The sequence below is a fragment of the Halochromatium sp. genome (assembly GCF_046541315.1).
Taxonomy (GTDB): Bacteria; Pseudomonadota; Gammaproteobacteria; order Chromatiales; family Chromatiaceae; genus Lamprobacter.
Map to the genome: position 1 here is coordinate 12,051 of NZ_JBKHDN010000005.1, position 20,247 is coordinate 32,297.

Here is a 20,247-nt window from a genome sequence, read left to right on the forward strand (position 1 = left end):
GCATCGATGCCGAAAGACTACCGCCAACCCACTGCCAGTGCGCGCCGCCGTGGCAATCGTCGCGGCACCTGTGCCTTTTGGTTCCTGCTCGGCGGCCTGCTTGGCGCCTTCGGTGTCGGCTACGCCTGGATGATGCATGAGCCGACCGCATCGGCTCCCGGCAGCGAGCAGGCGAGGACCCGCCCGCCGGCGAACCCGCCCCAGGAACGCACCTTCGACTTCTATAGCCTGCTGCCGGAAGAGGAGGTGCTCGTCTCCGAGCAAGAGGACAGCGAGCCGCCAGCCCTACCGCTACCGCCATCGCCGTCCAGTGGCGAGACCTCCGCGCCCTCCCGGCCGAGATCGCAGCCGACCGACGCTGGGACCGACGCTGGGACCGAAACCGGGGCCGACGCTGGGGCCGAAACCGGGGCCGAAACCGGGGCCGAAACCGGGGCCGAGCGCGACACCGCAGCCGCAAGGCCAGCGCCACACGCGGCACCGAGCGCGGCGTCCGGCGGCGGCCAGGGCAGCTACTTGCTCCAGCTCGGCTCCTTCCGCAGCAGCGCGGACGCCGAGCGGCTCAAGGCACAGCTGGCGTTGAAGGGCATTCAGACCAGTATCCAGACCGTGACCATCGACAACGGCCAGACCTATCATCGCGTGCGCACCGCCAGCCATGAAAAACCCCAGGCGCAGGCGCTGCGCGCCAAACTCGAGGATGAGGGCCAGGAAAGCATCATGATCCGCGTGCGTTGACCGCTCGCAGCCCTTGTCCACGCCGCAAGGTGTACACTTCGCATCATCTCGACAGTCGACTCAGTGGCAAGCCTCGATGTCCAACGATAAGACGACCCATTTTGGTTACCAGGAAGTTCCGGTCAAGGAAAAGGCCGAGCGTGTGCGCGCCGTGTTCGACTCGGTCGCCTCGCGTTACGATCTCATGAACGATCTCATGTCGATGGGCATCCATCGCCTCTGGAAGCGACGCACCATCGAACTCGCCGGCGCGCGGCGCGGTCAACGCGTGCTCGATCTCGCCGCCGGCACCGGCGATCTGGCCGAGCGGTTCTCGCGCATCGTCGGCCCTTCCGGCAGCGTGGTGATGTCCGACATCAACCAGGCCATGCTCGAGCAGGGGCGCGCGCGGCTGGTCGATGCCGGCGTCGTCGGCAATCTCGATTACGTCCTCATCGATGCCGAGAAGATCCCCTTCGCCGATGACAGCTTCGATTGCGTCACCATCGGCTTCGGCCTGCGCAATGTCACCCACAAGCAGTTCGCGTTGAACGAGATGTTCCGCGTGCTGCGTCCCGGCGGTCGCGCCCTGGTGCTGGAGTTCTCGCATCCGACCGCCAAGCCGCTGGCCAAGGCCTACGATCTCTATTCGTTCTCGGTGTTGCCGACACTGGGGCGCGTGGTCGCCGGCGACCCCGAGAGCTATCGCTATCTGGCCGAATCGATTCGCATGCATCCGGACCAGGAGACCCTGCGCGCGATGATGGAGCAGGCGGGCCTGGAACGCTGCGAGTTCTTCAACCTCACCGGCGGCATCGTCGCCATCCATCGCGGCTATAAGTTGTGAGTACCGAGACCCAGACCCCCAGCCTGGCGCTACCCACTGCGGTGCTGGCGCCCACCGAGGCCCTGATCAACCGCCTCCTGGCGCTCGACCCCGAGGGCGCGGCCGGCCTTGCCAAGGTGCAAGGGCAGGTGTTGCGGATCGCACTGAGCGGCTTCGGACTGCACCTGCATGTCGTCCCCGAGGGCAACGCCTTGCGTCTGTTCGGCGACTATGCCGCCGCGCCCGATTGCCAGGTCAGCGCCACGCCGGCGGCGCTGCTGAACCTGGCCCTTGCCGAGCATCGCGAGGACGAGATCTTCAGCGGCGCGGTCGAGATCGAAGGCGATAACAGCCTCGCCCAGCGCATCGGCGACGTGCTCAAGGGCCTGGATATCGATTGGGAAGAACAGCTCTCGACCCTGGTCGGCGACAGCATCGCCCAGCGCATCGGCCAGCAGGCGCGCGCCGGCGGCCGCTGGGCCCGGCACAGCGGTCGGACGCTCACCTCCGATCTGCGCGAATACCTCATCGAGGAAGGCCGTTTCTTGCCCAGCGAGACCGAGATGCAGGGCTTTCTGGGAGGCGTCGACCAGCTGCGCGATGACGTCGAACGGCTCGAGGCGCGCGTCGCGCGGCTCGCTCGCCGTCTCGGTCAGACCTCCGCTCCCGATCCCACCTGATCCTGCCGTCGCCTAGCGAGCCTCAAGCACCCAGCCGCCGAGCCTGTCATGTTTCGCCTCTCGCAGTCGCTGCGGCTGCTCCATATCAATGTCGTGCTGCTCCGGCATGGTCTCGACGAGGTCATCGTCGCGACCAAGCTGTTCCGGCCGCTGCGCTTTTTCCTCTATCTCGCGCCCTGGCACTGGTACCGACGGGCACTGCCCGCCTATCCGGTGCGGGTGCGCCTCGCGCTCGAGGAGCTGGGGCCGATTTTCATCAAATTCGGCCAACTGCTGTCGACACGGGTCGATCTGCTGCCGGAGGAATTGGCGGTCGAACTGGCACGGCTGCAGGACCGCGTACCGCCCTTCCCCGGCCCGGTGGCACGCGGTTTGATCGAGAAGGCCTGGGGCGTTCCGGTCGAAAGCGTGCTCGATGAGTTTCAAGAGATCCCGCTCGCTAGCGCCTCGATCGCGCAGGTCCACAGCGGGCGCCTGAAGAACGGCCAAGCGGTGATCGTCAAGGTGCTGCGCCCGAACATCGAGCGCATCATCCGCCGCGATGTCGATCTGATGCTCACCTTCGCGCATCTGGCGCAGCGCTATTGGCCCGACGGCCGGCGGCTGCGCCCGGTCGAGGTGGTGCGCGAATACGAGAAGACCATCTTCGATGAACTCAACCTGCAACGCGAGGCCGCCAATGCCTCGCAGCTGCGGCGCAACTTCAAGCACAGCCAGATGCTCTACATCCCCGAGGTGTTCTGGGACTGGACCCGGCCCAACGTGATGGTGATGGAGCGCATCTACGGCACGCCGGTGTCGCAGGTCGAGCAGCTCAAGGCGCAGGGCATCAGCATGCGCCTGCTCGGCACCCGTGGCGTCGAGATCTTCTTCACCCAGGTCTTCCGCGATAACTTCTTCCACGCCGACATGCATCCGGGCAACATCTTCGTCGAGGAGACCGGGCGCTATATCTCGGTCGACTTCGGCATCGTCGGCAGCCTGACCAAGGAAGACCAACGCTATCTCGCCGAGAATCTGCTCGCCTTCTTCCGCCGCGATTACCGCCGCGTCGCCGAATTGCATGTCGAGTCCGGCTGGGTGCCCCGTGGCACCCGGGTGGAGGAGTTCGAGTCGGCCATCCGCACCGTCTGCGAGCCGATCTTCGAGCGGCCGCTGTCCGAGATCTCGTTCGGTGGCTTCCTGGTCAACCTGTTCCAGACCGCGCGCCGCTTCGACATGGAGATCCAGCCGCAGCTGGTGCTGCTGGAGAAGACGCTGCTCAATATCGAGGGCCTCGGTCGGCAGCTCTACCCGCAGCTCGACCTCTGGACCACGGCCAAGCCGTTCATGGAGCGCTGGATGCGCGAACAGATCGGCCCGCGCATGCTGGCGCGGCGCTTCGCGCACAACTGGCCCGCCATCGCCGAGCGCCTGCCGGACATCCCGGTGGCGGTGAACCGCATCATCGATCAGCTCGAGCATCAGGCTGCGCTCTATCCCGAAGGCGGCAGTCGCGGCCTGACCGGGTTGACCAGCCAGATCAAGACCAACCATGCGCGCACCACCGCGACGCTGACCGCCCTCGCCCTGGCCGGACTGGCCACGGCGCTGATCCTGATCCCGCCACCCAGCACGCCGATCCCGCTGCTCGCCCCAGGCGCGGCGATTGCGATGCTGGTGACCAGCGTGCTCATCCTCTGGCGCCATCTGCTCGCGCCGCGGGAACGCTAGGCGCCAGCGGCCGCTTTCAGGCCTGCGGCGGGCGCCGATCAGGCCACTCGATGCGGCCCGCAGCGGCGCTCGATGAAGAGACTGTTGCCGGCTTGCAGCTTGGCCATGTGCTTGGCGTCGGCGGCCATGGTCGCGACATCGTGGAACGAATTGCAGCAGCTCGGATCGGGCCGCACGGCGCCCAGCGAGAGGCTGAGAAAGGGAAAGAACACGCGATTGCCTTGACGGTCCTCGCCCCAGAGGCCGCCGTTCTCGCGGTCGGTTGCGTTGTAGAACGTCGGTGCCAGCGCCTCGAAGGTCGACAGGATGCGCTGGCAACGCGCCTCCCAGTCTTCGTCCTCGAACAGGAGGACGAAATCGTCGCCGCCGACATGGCCGACGAAATCGCCGAGTGCGCTACACTCGCTGAGCAACAGTGTCGCTACCGCGACGATCACCTCGTCGCCCTTGCTGTACCCATAGGCGTCGTTGAACGGCTTGAAGTGGTCCAGATCGACGTAGACGACCACGAACGCACGCCGCTGGCGCAGCCTCTCGTTGATCCGCTGATTGATCGGGACGTTGCCCGGCAGGCCACTCAACGGATTGGCATGGCGCGCGGTTTGCAGTTGCAAGGCGGTGATCTCGCGCAGCAGATCGACCATATAGCCGACGCCCAGGTAACGGCCGTTGCGCGTGACCAGGAAGTCCGGCTGGGCATTGCTCTGATGGTAATCGGTGAGTCTTTGACTGACCTCGCTGATCGGCGTGTCATGCTCGACCATCACCGGTCTGGTATCCATGAATAAGCGGATCGGTTTCCTGCCATGCAGATCGCGCCCATAACGGCTCAGGAACAGATTCATGAAATCCATGCGCCGCACCAGCCCGAGCGGTTTGCCCTTCTCCACCACCGGCAAGGATTGCAATTGGCGGCTGGCATGGAAGACGTCGCCGACTTCCTCGACGCTATAGTCCGCGCGCACGGGCGGGATCTCGGTCGCCAGCCCGGCGACCGTCGCCGTCAGGGCTTCGTCCGGTCCGATCGCGGCTTCGGCGCCGTCGGAAAACAGCTTTTTGCGCAGCCGTTTCCTTGGCGCTGGGTCGAACGCGCCGAGATGGGCGCCCTGGAGGAGCGGGATGCCGAGCGCCTCGGCGGTGCGCAGATCGCGCTCGCTGTCGACCCCCCTCGCCACCACCAACGCATTGAAACGTCGAGCGATATCCAAGGTGGCGCGGATGAAATCATGGTGCCGCGCAGCGCTTCGCAGGCCTTCGATCTGGCCGTGACTGAGTTCGATATAGTCCGGGCGCAGCGCCTCCACTGCGCGCAGCGCGCCATGATTGTCGCCGAAACCGCACAGGGTGAACTCGATGCCCAGCGCGCGCAGATCGGCGAACAGCCGGCTCAAGGCCTGCACGCTTGAATGGGCGCGATACTCGGAGAGCCCCAGCACCAGTCTGTCCGGCGCCAGCCCAGCCTGCGTGAGGGTCTCATGCAGCCGCTCAGCGCAAAAGCCGGGGTCGTAGAGGGCCGCTCGTCTGAGCCGATAGAAGAGCTTACCGCCGAGGCCTTGCGCCCGGAACGGCCTAGCGAGGCTGTCAAGGGCGGCTAACGCCAGCTCCGCCGCGCGTCCGCAATGCTCGGCCACGCCGAACAAGGTCAACGGCAGGCGAAGCGGGCTGTCGGCGGGGCCGCTGACCTGACCGCGATAGCCATGCGGGTCGCGCAGACGCCATTCGGCGATCGGCGCGAAGGCCGGCACGAGGGCCTGTCGCGCCAAGATCTGATCGAGTTCGCGCAGGCAGGCGTCATCGATATCGTCGCCCGTGCCCGGATCGTCGCAGAGGGCATGGCCAAGGCGGGGGTTGTGGGTGCCGTCGGGTCGAGTCAATGGGCAGTGATCCATCACGGAGTCGACTAACCCGTAGCTTAGCAAAATCGAGTGTCGCTTTCGTGACCATCGGCCGCATCAGCCGACACCGAAACAGCCCTCTCGGCATCTGCGGGCTTCACCTCATGAGGGGCGGATCTTGCGCGGATGGCCGGCCTTCTCCAGTTCATCGAGATAGGTCCGCCAGAGTTCCTCCTGGTTCTCGCCGAGCTTATAGAGGTATTCCCAGGAATAGATGCCGGTGTTGTGTTCATCGTCGAAGTACAGGCAGACGGCATAGTTGCCGACCGGCTCGATGCGATCGATGTTGACGTCTTCCTTGCCGACCTGGAGCACGCGCTGCCCCGGCCCGTGCCCTTGCACCTCGGCCGAGGGCGAATAGACGCGCAGGAACTCCACCGGCATGGTGAAGTGCTTGCCGTCGTCGAAGCGGATCTCGAGCACGCGCGAGCTACGATGGAGATTGAATTCGGTTGGGGTTGGCATGAGGACTCCTTGCTGTGGACCGGACCGCTCTCGGCGGCTTGCGGTCAACGTGGGGGTTCAGCGACCAATACCGAAGCCGCACGCGATCTGCGTCACGGCGATTTCCGGCAAGCGCCTAAAGGATGTAGCGCGAGAGATCCTCGTCGGCGGCCAGCTCGTTCAGGTTCTGGTCAACGTACCCGGCATCAATGGTGACCGTGACCCGGTCCATCTCGGTGGCATTGAAGGAGATATCCTCGAGCAGGCGTTCCATCACCGTATGCAAACGGCGGGCGCCGATATTCTCGGTGCGCTCGTTGACCTGATAGGCGATCTCGGCGATGCGGCGAATGCCATCCTCGGTAAAGGCGATGGTGACCCCTTCGGTCGCCAGCAGTGCCGAGTATTGATCGGTGAGCGATTCATCGGGTTCGGTCAAGATACGGATGAAGTCGTCCGAGGTCAGCGCCTGCAATTCGACCCGGATCGGCAGCCGACCTTGCAGCTCTGGCACCAGGTCCGAGGGCTTGGCCAGATGAAAGGCGCCGGAGGCGATGAACAGGATGTGGTCGGTCTTGACCATGCCATGCTTGGTCGAGACGGTGCTGCCCTCGACCAACGGCAGCAGATCGCGCTGCACGCCCTCGCGCGAGACATCGGCGCCCCCGCTCTGCTCGGCGCGGCGCGTCACCTTGTCGATCTCGTCGAGGAAGACGATGCCGTTTTGCTCGACGTTGGTCATCGCCGCGAGCTTCATCTCCTCCTCGTTGATCAGCTTGGCGCTCTCCTCGTCGAGCAGGATCTTGCGCGCCTCGGCAATGCGCAGCTTGCGCCGCTTGGAGCGGTTGGAGCCGAGATTCTTGAACAGCCCCTGCAACTGATTGGTCATCTCCTCCATGCCCGGCGGCGCCATGATCTCGACGCCCATGGTCCCCATGCTGACCTCGATCTCGATCTCGCGCTCATCGAGTTCGCCGGCGCGCAGCTTGTGGCGAAACTTCTCGCGCGTGCCGGAGCCGGCGCCGTGGCCGCGACTGTCCTCGTCGAAATTGGACGGTGGCGGCAGCAGGGCGTCGAGGATGCGCTCCTCGGTGGCGCTCTCGGCCCGGCCGCGGTTCTGCAGCATCTGCCGCTCGCGCTCCATCTTGATGGCGATATCGGCCAGATCGCGGATGATCGATTCGACATCGCGGCCGACGTAGCCGACCTCGGTGAACTTGGTCGCCTCGACCTTGATGAAGGGGGCCTCGGCCAGCCGCGCTAAGCGACGCGCGATCTCGGTCTTGCCGACCCCGGTCGGGCCGATCATCAGGATGTTCTTCGGCGTGATCTCCGAGCGCATCGGCTCCGGGATCTGCGATCGGCGCCAGCGATTGCGCAGCGCGATCGCGACCGCGCGCTTGGCCTCGTGCTGACCGACGATGTGCTTATCGAGTTCGGCGACGATGCGTTTCGGGGTGGTGGTGTCGGACATAAGTCAGAGGGATCAGCAAGACGCCTGAGGCGACTCGGCGCGCCACGACGCAGTTATGGGTCAATTCGGTGGGCCGGTCGGCCGCAGCAGCCTTGAGCCCGCTGCGGTCGCCGCATGCTGGCCCGCCGCACTAATCGTCGGCAAGCTCCTCGAGTACGAGGTTTCGGTTGGTGTAGATACAGATATCAGCGGCAATGGCAAGCGCGCGTTCGACGATCTCACGCGCATCCAGCTCGGTATTTTCCAGCAGCGCGCGCGCGGCCGACGCCGCGAACGAACCGCCGGAACCGATCGCCATCAGGTTGTACTCGGGTTCGAGCACATCGCCGGTGCCGGAGATGATCAACGAGGCCTCCTGATCGGCGACGCAGAGCATCGCCTCAAGCCGGCGCAGCATGCGGTCGGTGCGCCAGTCTTTCGCCAGCTCGACCGCCGAGCGGGTCAGATGGCCCTGATGCTTCTCGAGCTTGGCCTCGAAACGCTCGAACAGGGTGAAGGCATCGGCGGTGGCACCGGCGAAACCGGCGAGTACGCGTTCCTTGTAAAGGCGGCGCACCTTGCGCGCGTTGCCCTTGACGACGGTGTTGCCGAGCGAGACCTGACCGTCACCGCCGATGACGACATTGCGTCCCCGGCGCACGGAGAGGATGGTGGTTCCGTGGAATTCCTGCATCAGTCACCCTGTTTTAGCGTGGTAGGTCCGAGCGCCCCATCAGCCATTCATCGACCGCCCGCGCGCATTGGCGGCCTTCGCGGATGGCCCAGACGACTAGGGACTGACCGCGGCGCATATCGCCGGCGGCAAACACGCCCTCGACATTGGTGCAGTAGGCATTGGCGCCCTCGGTCGAGCCCTTCACGTTGCCCCGACCATCGAGTTCCAAGCCCTTCGTCTCCCGCAACTCATCGAGCATGCCCTCGTGCACCGGATGCACGAAGCCCATCGCCAAGAGCACGAGATCGGCCTTGAGCTGGGCCTCGGAGCCCTCGACCTCGGACATCTGCCAGCGGCCGTTCTCGTCCTTGTCCCAGTGCACCAGCACATAATTCAGCGCCGTCACGTTGCCCTCGGCATCGGCCTCGAAGGACTTGGTCAGCATATTCCACATGCGCTCGCAGCCTTCCTCCTGCGAGGTCGAGGTGCGCAGCTTATTCGGCCAGTCGGGCCAGGTCAGGCCCTTGTCTTCCTTCTCCGGCGGCTTATCGAGGATCTCGATCTGGGTGACCGATCGAGCGCCATGGCGGTTCGAGGTGCCGATGCAGTCGGAGCCGGTGTCGCCACCGCCGATGACGACCACGTGCTTGCCGTGCGCGCTGATGAAATCCTCGTCCGGCACATAGACGCCCTGCACGCGCTTGGAGTTGGCGCGCAGAAAGTCCATCGCGAAATGGATGCCGTTGTAGCTGCGTCCCGGCACATCGAGATCGCGCGGTTTTTCCGAGCCCCCGGCGAGCACGACGGCGTCGTACTCATCCATCAGCGTTGCCACCGGCAGATCGACACCGATGTGGCAGTTGGTGTGGAACTCGACGCCCTCGGCGCGCATCTGGCTCATGCGCCGGTCGATCATGGTCTTGGCGAGCTTGAAGTCGGGGATGCCGTAGCGCAACAGGCCGCCGATGCGATCCTCCTTCTCGTACAGCGAGATGGTGTGGCCGGCGCGCGCGAGCTGCTGGGCGCAGGCCAGTCCCGCCGGACCCGAGCCGACCACCGCGATACGCTTGCCGGTGCGATGGGTCGGCACCTGCGGCTTGACCCAGCCCTGCTCCCAGGCCTTGTCGGCGATGGCGCGCTCGATCGCCTTGATCGCCACCGGCTGGTCGTCGATGTTGAGCGTGCAGCTGGTCTCGCAGGGCGCCGGGCAGATGCGCCCGGTGAACTCGGGGAAGTTGTTGGTCGAGTGCAGAACCTCGATCGCCGCCTCCCAGTCCTGCTGATAGACCAGATCGTTCCAGTCCGGAATGATGTTGTTGACCGGGCAGCCCTGATGGCAATACGGGATGCCGCAATCCATGCAGCGCGCGCCCTGGATGCCGATCTCGGCATCGCTCATCGGCTGCACGAACTCGTGGTAATGGACGATGCGGTCCGAGGCCGGCTGATAGGCCAGCTCGGCGCGCTCGTACTCGATGAATCCGGTTGGCTTACCCATTCTCGACAACCTCTCTGAGCGTGGACGGGTGCGGCCGCGACGCACTCGGTGGCCGGCTCTGGCTCGATTGCATCTGCTCGAGCGCGCGTTTGTAATCGACCGGCATCACCTTGACGAAGCGGCCGAGCATCGCCGGCCAGTCGTCGAGGAGGCGCCGGGCGACGGCGGAATCGGTGTAGTGCAGATGACGCTCGATGAGCTGGCGCAGGCGCAACGCATCATGGCGCGTCATATCGTGGCTGAGATCGACGAAGCCGTGCGTCTCGAGATCGCCGCCCTGATGCTCCAGCGCCTCGAGCGCCGCATCCTCGGCCGCGATCGGCTCCAGTTCGACCATCGCCTGATTGCAATGCTCGGCGAAGGTGCCTTGCTCATCCAAGACATAGGCGATGCCGCCGGACATGCCGGCCGCGAAATTGCGCCCGGTCGGCCCCAAGCAGACCATGACGCCACCGGTCATGTATTCGCAGCCATGATCGCCGACGCCCTCGACCACCGCCGTCGCGCCCGAGTTGCGCACACAGAAACGCTCGCCGGCCACGCCGCGGAAATAGACCTCGCCGCTGATCGCGCCATAGAGCACCGTATTGCCGACGATGATGTTGTCCTCGGCGCGTTCGATGCCGGCATGCTCGGGCGGGTAGATGATGATGCGCCCGCCCGAGAGACCCTTGCCGACATAGTCATTGGCCTCGCCGGCCAGCTCGATGGTGACGCCCCGCGCCAGCCAGGCGCCGAACGACTGACCGCCGATGCCATGCGCCTTGATGTGGATGCTGTCCTCGGGCAGCCCGGCATGACCGTAACGCTCGGCGACGCGACCAGAGAGCAGCGCGCCGACGGTGCGATGGAAGTTTTTGACCTCGGTCTCGATGCGCACCGGCTCGCCACGCGCGAGCGCCGGTTGCGCCTGTTCGATCAGCCGATGGTCGAGCGCCTTGTCGAGGCCATGATCCTGCTCCTCGCGGTTGTAGAGCGCGACCTCGGGGCCAACCGCGGGCTTGGTCAGGATGCGCGAAAAGTCGAGCCCCTTGGCCTTCCAGTGCTCGATCGCCTGACGCATCTCGATGCGATCCATCTGGCCGATCATCGCGTCCATGGTGCGGAAGCCGAGCTTCGCCATGTACTCACGGATCTCCTCGGCGACGAAGAAGAAGTAGTTGATCACGTGCTCGGGCTTGCCGGTGAATTTCTTGCGCAGCTCCGGGTCCTGCGTCGCCACCCCGACCGGGCAGGTGTTCAGATGGCACTTGCGCATCATGATGCAGCCCTCGACGATCAGCGGCGCGGTGGCGAAGCCGAACTCGTCGGCACCGAGCAATGCGCCGATGACCACATCGCGGCCGGTGCGCATACCGCCGTCGACCTGCACCGCGATGCGCCCGCGCAGCCGGTTCAGCACCAACGTCTGGTGGGTCTCGGCGAGACCGATCTCCCACGGCGAGCCGGCATGCTTGATCGAGGTCAAGGGGCTCGCGCCGGTGCCGCCGTCGTAGCCGGCGATGGTGACGTGATCGGCATGCGCCTTGGAGACGCCGGCGGCAACGGTGCCAACGCCGATCTCGGAGACCAACTTGACCGAGATGCGCGCCTTGGGGTTGACGTTCTTGAGGTCGTGGATCAGTTGCGCCAGATCCTCGATCGAGTAGATGTCGTGGTGCGGCGGCGGCGAGATCAGGCCCACGCCGGGGGTCGAATGGCGCACGCGCGCGATCTGCGCGTTGACCTTGTGCCCGGGCAGCTGACCGCCCTCGCCGGGCTTGGCGCCCTGGGCGATCTTGATCTGGATGTCATCGGCGTTGACCAGGTACTCGGTGGTGACCCCGAAGCGCCCCGAGGCCACCTGCTTGATCGCCGAGCGCGCCGGGTTCATCGAACCATCGGCCAGCGGCAGGAAGCGTTCCGGCTCCTCGCCGCCCTCGCCGGTGTTGGACTTGCCGCCGATCGCGTTCATCGCCTCGGCCAGGGTCGCGTGCGCCTCCTGGCTGATCGCCCCGAACGACATGGCGCCGGTGGCGAAGCGCTTGACGATCTCTTTGGCCGGCTCGACCTCCTCCAGCGGGATCGGCTGCTCGGCCCATTTCAGCTCCATCAGGCCGCGGAAGGTCAGCAGGCGCTCGTTCTGCTCGTTGATCAGGCGCGAATACTCGGCATAGGTGCCGGCATCGTTGGCGCGGGTCGCGTGCTGGAGCTTGGCGATGGTGTCCGGCGTCCAGACGTGGTCCTCGCCGCGCAGCCGGAAGGCGTAATCGCCGCCGGCATCGAGGTGCTTGCGCAGGATTTGCTCGTTGCCATAGCCGCGCGAATGCCAGAGCACCGCCTCGCGCGCGACCTCGGCCAGGCCGACGCCCTCGACCATGCTCGCGGTGCCGGTGAAGTACTTGGCGATGAACGCGCGATTAAGGCCGACCGCGTCGAAGATCTGCGCGCCGCAGTAGCTCTGGAAGGTGCTGATGCCCATCTTCGACATCACCTTCTTCAGGCCCTTGCCCACGGCCTTGATGTAGCGACCCTGCGCTTCTTCAAAGGTCAGCTCCCCGGCGCCGTCCATCCGCAGCCGCGGCAACAGCGACTGGATGGTATCGAAGGCGAGGTAAGGATTGATCGCCTCGGCGCCATAGCCCGCCAGGGTCGCGAAGTGATGCACCTCGAGCGCGCCGCCGGTCTCGACCACCAGCCCGGAACTGGTGCGCAGCCCTTGGCGGATCAGATGATGATGCACCGCCGAGGTGGCCAGCAGCGCCGGGATCGGGATGTAGTCGGCGTTGGTGTTGCGGTCCGAGAGGATGAGGATATTGTGACCTTCATGCACCGCCGCCTCGGCCTCCTGGCACAGACGTTCCAGCGCCGGCGCCATGCCGTCCGCGCCCTCGGCGGCCGGATAGACCATGTGCAGGTTCTTGGTGCGGAAGGCGCCGCCGGAGTTGTCCTGGATGTGGCGGATGCGCTCCAGATCCTCGTTGGTCAGCACCGGCTGGTCGACCTCCAGGCGCCAATGCTGGCCGGCCTCGTTGAGGCCGAGCAGATTCGGCCGCGGGCCGATCAGCGAGACCAGCGACATCACCAGTTCCTCGCGGATCGGGTCGATGGCCGGATTGGTGACCTGGGCGAAGTTCTGCTTGAAGTAGGTCGATAGATGCTTGGAACGCGAGGACAGCACCGAGGGCGGATTGTCCGCCCCCATCGAGCCGACCGCCTCTTGGCCGGTCACCACCATCGGCGTGAGCAGGAACTTGAGGTCTTCCTGGGTATAGCCGAAGGCCTGCTGGGCATCGAGCAGCACGCTTTCTTCGGGTGCCATCGGCGCGACATCGGTCGGCAGCGAGTCGAGATGGATCTGGGTGCGATCGAGCCATTCCTGATAGGGCTTGGCCCCGGCCAGCTCGGCCTTGACCTCGGCATCGTCGATGATGCGGCCTTGCTCCAGATCGATCAGGAACATGCGGCCCGGCTGCAGGCGCCACTTCTTGACGATGCGCTCGTCCGGGATGTCGAGCACGCCCATCTCCGAGCCCATCACCACCAGGTCGTCGTTGGTGACCAGATAGCGCGCCGGGCGCAGGCCGTTGCGGTCGAGGGTGGCGCCGATCTGACGGCCGTCGCTGAAGGCGATCGCCGCCGGACCGTCCCAGGGCTCCATCAGCGCCGCATGGTACTCGTAGAAGGCGCGCCGCTTCTCGTCCATCAGATGGTTGCCGGACCAGGCCTCCGGGATCAGCAGCATCATCGCCTGCGCCAGCGAGTAGCCGCCCATCACCAACAGCTCGAGCGCGTTGTCGAAACAGGCCGAATCGGATTGGCCCTCGGGGATCAGCGGCCAGATGGTGTCGAGGTCCTCGCCGAGCACCTCGGAGCGCATGGTGTGCCGGCGCGCGGCCATCCAGTTGACATTGCCGCGCAGGGTATTGATCTCGCCGTTGTGGCAGATCATCCGGAACGGCTGCGCTAAGTCCCAGGTCGGGAAGGTGTTGGTCGAGAAGCGTTGATGCACCAGCGCCAGCGCCGACTCGAAGCGTTCGTCGCGCAGGTCGAGGTAGTAGTTGCCGACCTGGCTGGCGAGCAGCATGCCCTTGTAGTTGATGGTGCGCGACGACATCGAGGCGACGTAATAGGCGGTCTTGTCGTAGCCGTGCGCGCGGATCGCGTTGTCCATGCGCTTGCGCACCACGAACAGCTTGCGCTCGAAGGCGTCTTGATCGGGGCAGTTGTCGCCGCAGGCGACGAAGACCTGGCGCACCACCGGCTCGGTCGGCAGCACGCTCTCGCCGAGTTCGCGATTGTCGACCGGCACATCGCGCCAGCCGAGCAGGCCCTGGCCGCCCTCGGCCAGATGGCGCTCGACGGTCGCCTGCATCTCGGCACGCGCCGCCTCGTCCTTGGGCAGGAAGACCATGCCGACGCCATAGTGGCCGGGCGCGGGCAGCTCGAAATCGACCACGGCGCGGAAGAAGGTATCCGGCATCTGCACCAAGATACCGGCGCCATCGCCGGCCTTGGGGTCGGCGCCGACCGCGCCGCGATGGGTCAGCCGTTCGAGGATCTCGAGGCCCTGCTCGACGATGCGATGGCTCTTCTGGTTCTTGATATGGCACACAAAGCCGACACCGCAGGAGTCCCGCTCGTGCGCGGGATCGTACAGGCCCTGGGCGGCTGGATAGGCGCGAAGGTTCATCAGCGGACCTCCCTAAACCGGGTACATGGCGGTCGAAAATGACGTCCCCTCGGGGCCTTTGACCGTCGGGGAAGTTCCGGTTTGGATTAGATAGTGATTCGGCGCATGGGCCGGGGCGTGGCCATGCGCAACGTTGGGCGCGACATGAGGCGCGACAGACTAGGCGCTACGGCTAGCGAACCGCGAATCATACTGTGGATGCCGCCGCTCTGCCACGCGATTGCAGCGCGCGGGATCGCTTACCGGCCCCCGCCCCCGCCTCGGTGCGCCGCGATCAGGGCGTCTCATGCCGTGCCGGCCTGTGCCGAGGCGATGCTAGCACGCAGTAGCCCGGGATCGACATCGGCGGTCAGCACCGCCTCACCGATTCCTTTCAGCAACACCAGACGCAAGCGTCCCGCCTGCACCTTCTTGTCGATGGCCATCAGTTCGAGCCAGCGCTCGCCGCTCAGACCCGGCGGCGGCTGGATCGGTAGACCGCAGGCGGCGACCAGCGCGCGGATACGCGCCACGGCGGCGGCGTCGATCCAGCCCAGGCGCGCGGAGAGCTGCGCTGCCATCACCAATCCCACGCCGACGGCCTCGCCGTGCAGCCAGGTGCCGTAGCCGGTCCCGGCCTCGATCGCATGGCCAAAGCTGTGGCCGAGGTTGAGCAAGGCGCGCTGGCCGGCTTCACGCTCGTCGGCGGCGACGATCCGGGCCTTGTTCTGGCAGGAGCGCGCGATCGCCGTCGCCAGGGTCGCCGGCTCGCGGGCGCGCAAGGCCGGCACCCGGTCCTCGAGCCAGTCGAAGAAGGGCCGGTCGGCGATCAGGCCGTACTTGACCACCTCGGCCAAACCGGCGGACAGCTCGCGCTCGGGCAGCGTCTCGAGCGTGGCGGTATCGGCGATCACCGCGCGGGGCTGATGGAAGGCGCCGATCATGTTCTTGCCGGCCGGATGATTGACGCCGGTCTTGCCGCCCACCGATGAATCGACCTGCGCCAGCAAGGTCGTCGGCACCTGGAGGAACGGCACGCCACGTTGATAGCAGGCAGCGGCGAAACCCGCCATATCGCCGACCACCCCACCGCCGAGCGCGATCAGGGTGATGTCGCGGCCACAACGGCGCTCGAGCAGCGCGTCGAAGAGACGATTGAGCGTCGCCAGATCCTTGTAGCGCTCGCCATCGGGCAGGATCACCTGATCGCTCTCGAACCCGCTCAGGCCCGCGCGCAGTGCCTCCAGATAGAGCGGCGCGACCGTCGCGTTGGAGACGATCATCACCCGCTTGCCGCTGATGAACGGGCGATAGCAGTCGGGATCGGAGAGCAGATCACGCCCGATGAAGATCGGATAACTGCGCTCGCCGAGCGCGACGTCGAGCCGCTGACGCTCGCCGAGCGCCGCCGGGATCGGCTCCAGCATCGCCGCGCGCCTCTCTTCAGGCAGCGCCGCCGGCATGGGTCCCATGGGTCCAAGCGTGGACATGCTAGACCTCCTCGCCCTCGAGCCGGCGGCGGATCTCCTTGACCACCGAGACGGTGCCGCGCCGCTCGGTCGAGACCACCATGTCGGCGACCTGGCGATAGATCGGCTCGCGCTCGGCCATCAGCTCCCGCAGCCGCTGTTGCGGATCATCGGTATCGATGAGCGGCCGGCCGCGATCGCGCGCGGTGCGCGCGAACTGCTGCTCCGGGCTGCAATGCAGATAGATCACGAAACCGCGCGCCGCCAACTGCTGGCGATTCTCGGGCGTCAACACCACGCCGCCGCCGGTGGCCAGCACGATGCCGTCCTCCTGCGCCAGCTCCTCGACGACCCCGCGCTCGCGCTTGCGGAAGCCTTCCTCGCCCTCGAATTCGAAGATGGTCGGGATATCAACGCCGGTGCGGCGCTGGATCTCCTGATCGCTGTCGCGGAACTCGTAACCCAGCGCCTCGGCCAGTTGCCGGCCGACGGTGCTCTTGCCCGCCCCCATGGGGCCGACGAGAAAAATGTTAGGTGGTCTGATCATAGATATTAGGTATGCCAGATTTGCCGGACGCTAGCAAGCCGCCGACCGCATCGGACGCGCTCGTGGCGGTCGATCGGGGCGGGCCGGATCAGCGGATCGCAAGGTCCGGCTTCAGGATCTTCGGCGTCACGAAGATGAGTAACTCCTGGTTCGACTGCTGGCGCGAAGTCGTCTTGAAGAGGCGTCCAACCAGGGGTAAATCCCCCAACCAGGGCACCTTCTCGACATTCAGGCTCTCCTGCCCCTCGAACACCCCGCCGAGCACGATCGTCTCGCCGTTATCGACCAACACCGAGGTGCTCACGGCGCGCCTGTTGCGCAACGGATTGCCATCCACCGTGAAGGTGAAATCGGCCTCGTCCTTGTTGACTTCCAGGCGCATTTCCACGCGATCATCGGGGGTGATGTGCGGGGTCACATTCAGCTTCAGCGTCGCCGGCTCGTAGCGCACCGTGGCCGGCGAGTCATCCGTCGCCGGGGTCACCACCGGGATCTCCTGCCCGACCTCGATGATCGCCGGGGTTTGATCGGCGGTGACCACCCTGGGACTGGAGATGATCTCTCCGCGCCCTTCGCGCTGCATGGCCGAGAGTTCGAGCGTGATCAGGTGCGAGCCAACCTTGCCGAGGAGAAAATTGATCGCCGCCGAACCATCCTGGACCGGCAGATTGACCCACAGATTCGGCGCGCCGGCGTCGTTCCTCAGCGGATCCCCGGTACCCCGGGTCAGGGTCGAATTGAAGCGCTCGCCTTGACCATCTTCCCCAAATGGGCCCGTATCGAAAAATCCGTAGGGCCCAAGCCCTGCGCCCTCGTTGATCTGGCCGCCGCCCACCAGCAGCTCATTTTGACCCAGGGCGCCCGTCGAGCCACTGGCGCCGAAGCGCACGCCGAGATCGCGGGCAAAGCTGTTATTGGCGATCACCACGCGCGACTCGATCAGCACCTGCCGGACCGGCACGTCGAGGCGGGCGATCAGGGCGCGAATCGCCGTGATGCGCTCGGCGGTATCCTGGATGATCAGGGCATTGGTGCGCTGATCGAAGGTCACCGTGCCGCGCCTCGACAAGACCGGCGCCGGCGGCTCGGCAGGCTGTGCATCGAGGCTCGCGTCCATGTCGGCCTGGCCGAGCTCGGCGACCGCCTCGCGATGTCCCTGCAGCAACTCGACGAGCGCCTCGGCCTTGGCGTAATTGATCTGGATGAGTTCGGTGCGCAGCGGTGCCAATGCCTGCAACTGCTGGCGCGTCTTCGACGCGAGGACCTCGCGCGCCGCCAGCTCATCGGCCGGCGCGACCATGATGACGTTACCGCTCTGACGCTGCGCCAGCCCCTTGGTCTTGAGGATGATCGCCAACGCCTGGTCCCAAGGCACATTGCGCAGACGCAGCGTCATCCGGCCGCTGACGCTATCGCTCGCGACCAGATTCAAGTCCGTGACGTCGGCGAGCACCTGGAGCACCGCGCGTATCTCGATATCCTGAAAATTCAACGACAGGGGATCGCCGGTGTAAACGCCCTGTTCGGCTTCGCGCTGGGCGCCGGCGGTCTGGGTCGGCGCCCGGAATTCGACCGTGAACAGGCGATCGGTCTGATACGCCAGATAATCGAAGGGCGCGGTGGTCTTGATGCGGATCCGCACCTCATCGCCCACGGCACGCGACTCGACAGCGGCGACCGGCGTCCCGAAGTCGACCACCTCGAGGCGACGAAACAGCCGCCGTGGCAAGGCGGTCTCGCTGATGCCGACGACCACATCGCGCCCCTCCTCGGTCACGGCGACGCGCGTCTCGGCAGAAGGCAGATGAATGATGACCCGGCCCTCGCCGCCGGCGCCGCGACGGAAATCGATCTCCTCGATCGCGCCGACGCCCCTAGCGGCGCCGGCACCAGCGCGAGCGCCTGTGCCGGCCCCAGCGCGAGCACCTGCGCCAACGCCAGCGTGAGCACCTGCGCCAACGCCAGCACCAACATGAGCACCAGCACCGGAATCGGTGCCAGCGTCCCGCGCGGTCTCCCGCGTCGCCGTGCCCCGGCTCGATGGCTCGGGCGCGTCGCGGCGCCGGGCCTGCGGCGCGGCCGGTTCCGGATCCAACGCCACCCGCACCCGCTTGCCCTGGCGCTCGATCCGGTAAGGCACGCGCGCGTCCAGGTTGATCACGACCCGCGTCCGGTCGCCTGCCGCGATCGCCACCAGGCTGCGAGCGACGCCGAGATCGATCGGCAGCGGCTTGCGCGCGAGGCGGCTCGACACGCCGGGAAAATCGATCGCGATCCGCGCCGGATTCTCGGTCGCGAAATGGCTTGGAGCGGGCGGCACCGCGGAGAACAGCAGATCGATCTCGACCCGATGGCCGGGCAGCGAGGCGAATTCCGCGACCTCGAGGCTCGTGCTCGCGGCCGTTGCCGAGCCCAGGCCCGCCAGGATCAGGCCCGCCAGGATCAGGCCGATCCACGGCCATCGCCGCGGTTTAACTTGAGCGAGCAACCCCCGAAACCCAGCTGCAAGGCCTGTCATGATCGCTGCCACCTATTCTTTGAGTGCCATCGATGCCGGTCGCCGCGCCCATTGACCGGGCTGTTTTTCAACCGTCTCCGTCAGCCTCAGCGCATTCGGCTCGATACGGGTGATGCGGCCATTGTTGCGGCCAAGATACTGCCCCACCCGCACGCGATGCAGCGTCCCTTCAGGGCTGGTCACCAGCGCCCAGCGCGTCCCATGCCGCTCCAGGGTGCCGACCATGCGCAAGGCATCGAGCGGATACGCCTCCAGCGGCTCCTTGGCCCGCCGCGGGTCCGGCGAGAGGCCCGTGGGGCGCGTCTCCTGGGCCGCCTCGGCGGCTTGTTCGGCGGCCTGTTCATCCATCACGAACGGATCGCGGCGATCGCCGGGTCGATAGAGGAAGGCCTCCGCCAGAATCACCTCTGGAATCGGTTCGAGCGCCGCCGGCGGGCGCGCCTTGATCCGCTCGGCATAGGACTCGAGTCCTGCAAGCCCGGCATCGGCGCAGGCGGTCAGCAGGATTGCCACGGCCAACCCGAGCAGCCGCCAGTCGGCGCACGAGACGGCGCTTGAGGCGATGCTTGCTGCCCGCCGGCTCATTCCGCGTCGGCCTCCAGCGCGCGATAGGTGCGCACGGTCGCGCTCAGGCTCATCGCCCCCAAGGCCGCGCCCGGTTTCTGATCGCGCTCGATCCTGATGTCGTGCACCGTGACGATCCGTGGCAGCGCGGCCAAGCCACTGATGAAGGTCGCGAACGCATGATAGCGACCGCTCACGCGCACGCGAATCGGCAATTCCGCGTAAAACTCCCGGATGGACTCGGCGGCCGGTTGGAATAGCTCGAACTCGAGCCCGGCCGCGCGCCCGGTCCGCGACACATCCACCAGCAACGACGCCACCTCGGCCTCATCGGGGAGCTGGTGCAGCAGGGCCTCGAACGACGCCTCCAGCGCGTTCACCTGCCGCCGAGTTGCCTCCAGGCTGGCCGCCTTGGGCTGTTCGTGCTCGAAGCGCTGCCTCAGCTCCAGTTCCTGTTGCCGCGCGCTGTTCAGGCGCTCGAGCTGATCGCTGATGACGACCTGATACCAGCCGAGTGCGACCAACCCGCAGGCCATGGCGATGAGCACGGCCTTGGCGGCCAGAGGCCAGTCGCCGATGGTGGTGACATCGAGTTC

General features: G+C 66.2%; 15 protein-coding genes. 4 read left to right on the top strand and 11 right to left on the bottom strand.

The features are described 5' to 3' along the window. The first annotated feature begins 6 nt into the window (after positions 1–6). From ACLFQI_RS01015 to ubiB, 4 genes are all read left to right on the top strand, one after another. Positions 7–738 carry an SPOR domain-containing protein gene (locus tag ACLFQI_RS01015; RefSeq protein ID WP_410756929.1) on the top strand — a complete coding sequence of 244 codons (732 nt, stop codon included), beginning with the start codon at positions 7–9 and terminating at the stop codon, positions 736–738. 76 nt (positions 739–814) lie between these two features. Continuing rightward, positions 815–1,564 carry a bifunctional demethylmenaquinone methyltransferase/2-methoxy-6-polyprenyl-1,4-benzoquinol methylase UbiE gene (gene ubiE, locus ACLFQI_RS01020; protein ID WP_410756930.1) on the top strand — a complete coding sequence of 250 codons (750 nt, stop codon included), beginning with the start codon at positions 815–817 and terminating at the stop codon, positions 1,562–1,564. Next, complete coding sequence (locus ACLFQI_RS01025) at positions 1,561–2,223, top strand: SCP2 domain-containing protein (RefSeq protein ID WP_410756931.1); 663 nt, start codon at positions 1,561–1,563, stop codon at positions 2,221–2,223. The genes ubiE and ACLFQI_RS01025 overlap by 4 nt, the downstream gene beginning before the upstream one ends. A gap of 48 nt (positions 2,224–2,271) precedes the next feature. Further along, positions 2,272–3,936 carry a ubiquinone biosynthesis regulatory protein kinase UbiB gene (gene ubiB / locus ACLFQI_RS01030; protein WP_410756932.1) on the top strand — a complete coding sequence of 555 codons (1,665 nt, stop codon included), beginning with the start codon at positions 2,272–2,274 and terminating at the stop codon, positions 3,934–3,936. A gap of 38 nt (positions 3,937–3,974) precedes the next feature. Here ubiB and ACLFQI_RS01035 read toward each other — a convergent pair whose 3' ends face one another. From ACLFQI_RS01035 to ACLFQI_RS01085, 11 genes are all read right to left on the bottom strand, one after another. Next, positions 3,975–5,810 (bottom strand): EAL domain-containing protein, encoded by a 1,836-nt coding sequence (locus ACLFQI_RS01035; RefSeq protein WP_410756933.1) that lies wholly within the window; start codon positions 5,808–5,810, stop codon positions 3,975–3,977. A gap of 123 nt (positions 5,811–5,933) precedes the next feature. Then, positions 5,934–6,296, bottom strand: coding sequence for a gamma-butyrobetaine hydroxylase-like domain-containing protein (locus ACLFQI_RS01040; protein ID WP_410756934.1), 363 nt, complete (start codon positions 6,294–6,296; stop codon positions 5,934–5,936). Between the two features lie 115 nt (positions 6,297–6,411). Continuing rightward, positions 6,412–7,749, bottom strand: coding sequence for an ATP-dependent protease ATPase subunit HslU (gene hslU / locus ACLFQI_RS01045; RefSeq protein WP_410756935.1), 1,338 nt, complete (start codon positions 7,747–7,749; stop codon positions 6,412–6,414). Positions 7,750–7,879: 130 nt separating this feature from the next. Then, positions 7,880–8,422: an ATP-dependent protease subunit HslV gene (gene hslV, locus ACLFQI_RS01050; protein ID WP_410756936.1), complete on the bottom strand. Its 543-nt coding sequence runs from the start codon at positions 8,420–8,422 to the stop codon at positions 7,880–7,882. A gap of 13 nt (positions 8,423–8,435) precedes the next feature. Further along, positions 8,436–9,902, bottom strand: coding sequence for a glutamate synthase subunit beta (locus ACLFQI_RS01055; protein WP_410756937.1), 1,467 nt, complete (start codon positions 9,900–9,902; stop codon positions 8,436–8,438). Then, positions 9,895–14,574, bottom strand: coding sequence for a glutamate synthase large subunit (gltB, locus tag ACLFQI_RS01060; RefSeq protein WP_410756938.1), 4,680 nt, complete (start codon positions 14,572–14,574; stop codon positions 9,895–9,897). Before gltB ends, ACLFQI_RS01055 begins: the two co-directional genes overlap by 8 nt. Before the next feature lie 284 nt (positions 14,575–14,858). Continuing rightward, positions 14,859–15,980 (bottom strand): 3-dehydroquinate synthase, encoded by a 1,122-nt coding sequence (aroB, locus tag ACLFQI_RS01065; protein WP_410756944.1) that lies wholly within the window; start codon positions 15,978–15,980, stop codon positions 14,859–14,861. Positions 15,981–16,044: 64 nt separating this feature from the next. After that, entirely contained in the window at positions 16,045–16,569 is a 525-nt protein-coding gene (aroK, locus tag ACLFQI_RS01070) for a shikimate kinase AroK (protein WP_410756939.1), read from the bottom strand. Positions 16,570–16,657: 88 nt separating this feature from the next. Continuing rightward, entirely contained in the window at positions 16,658–19,087 is a 2,430-nt protein-coding gene (pilQ, locus tag ACLFQI_RS01075) for a type IV pilus secretin PilQ (RefSeq protein WP_410756940.1), read from the bottom strand. A gap of 12 nt (positions 19,088–19,099) precedes the next feature. Next, the gene (locus ACLFQI_RS01080) at positions 19,100–19,672 is read right to left on the bottom strand and encodes a pilus assembly protein PilP (protein WP_410756941.1); all 573 of its coding nucleotides are present in this window, start codon (positions 19,670–19,672) and stop codon (positions 19,100–19,102) included. Further along, positions 19,669–20,247 (bottom strand): type 4a pilus biogenesis protein PilO (locus ACLFQI_RS01085; RefSeq protein WP_410756942.1); only part of this gene is annotated, 579 nt, incomplete at its 5' end. The genes ACLFQI_RS01085 and ACLFQI_RS01080, both read right to left, overlap by 4 nt.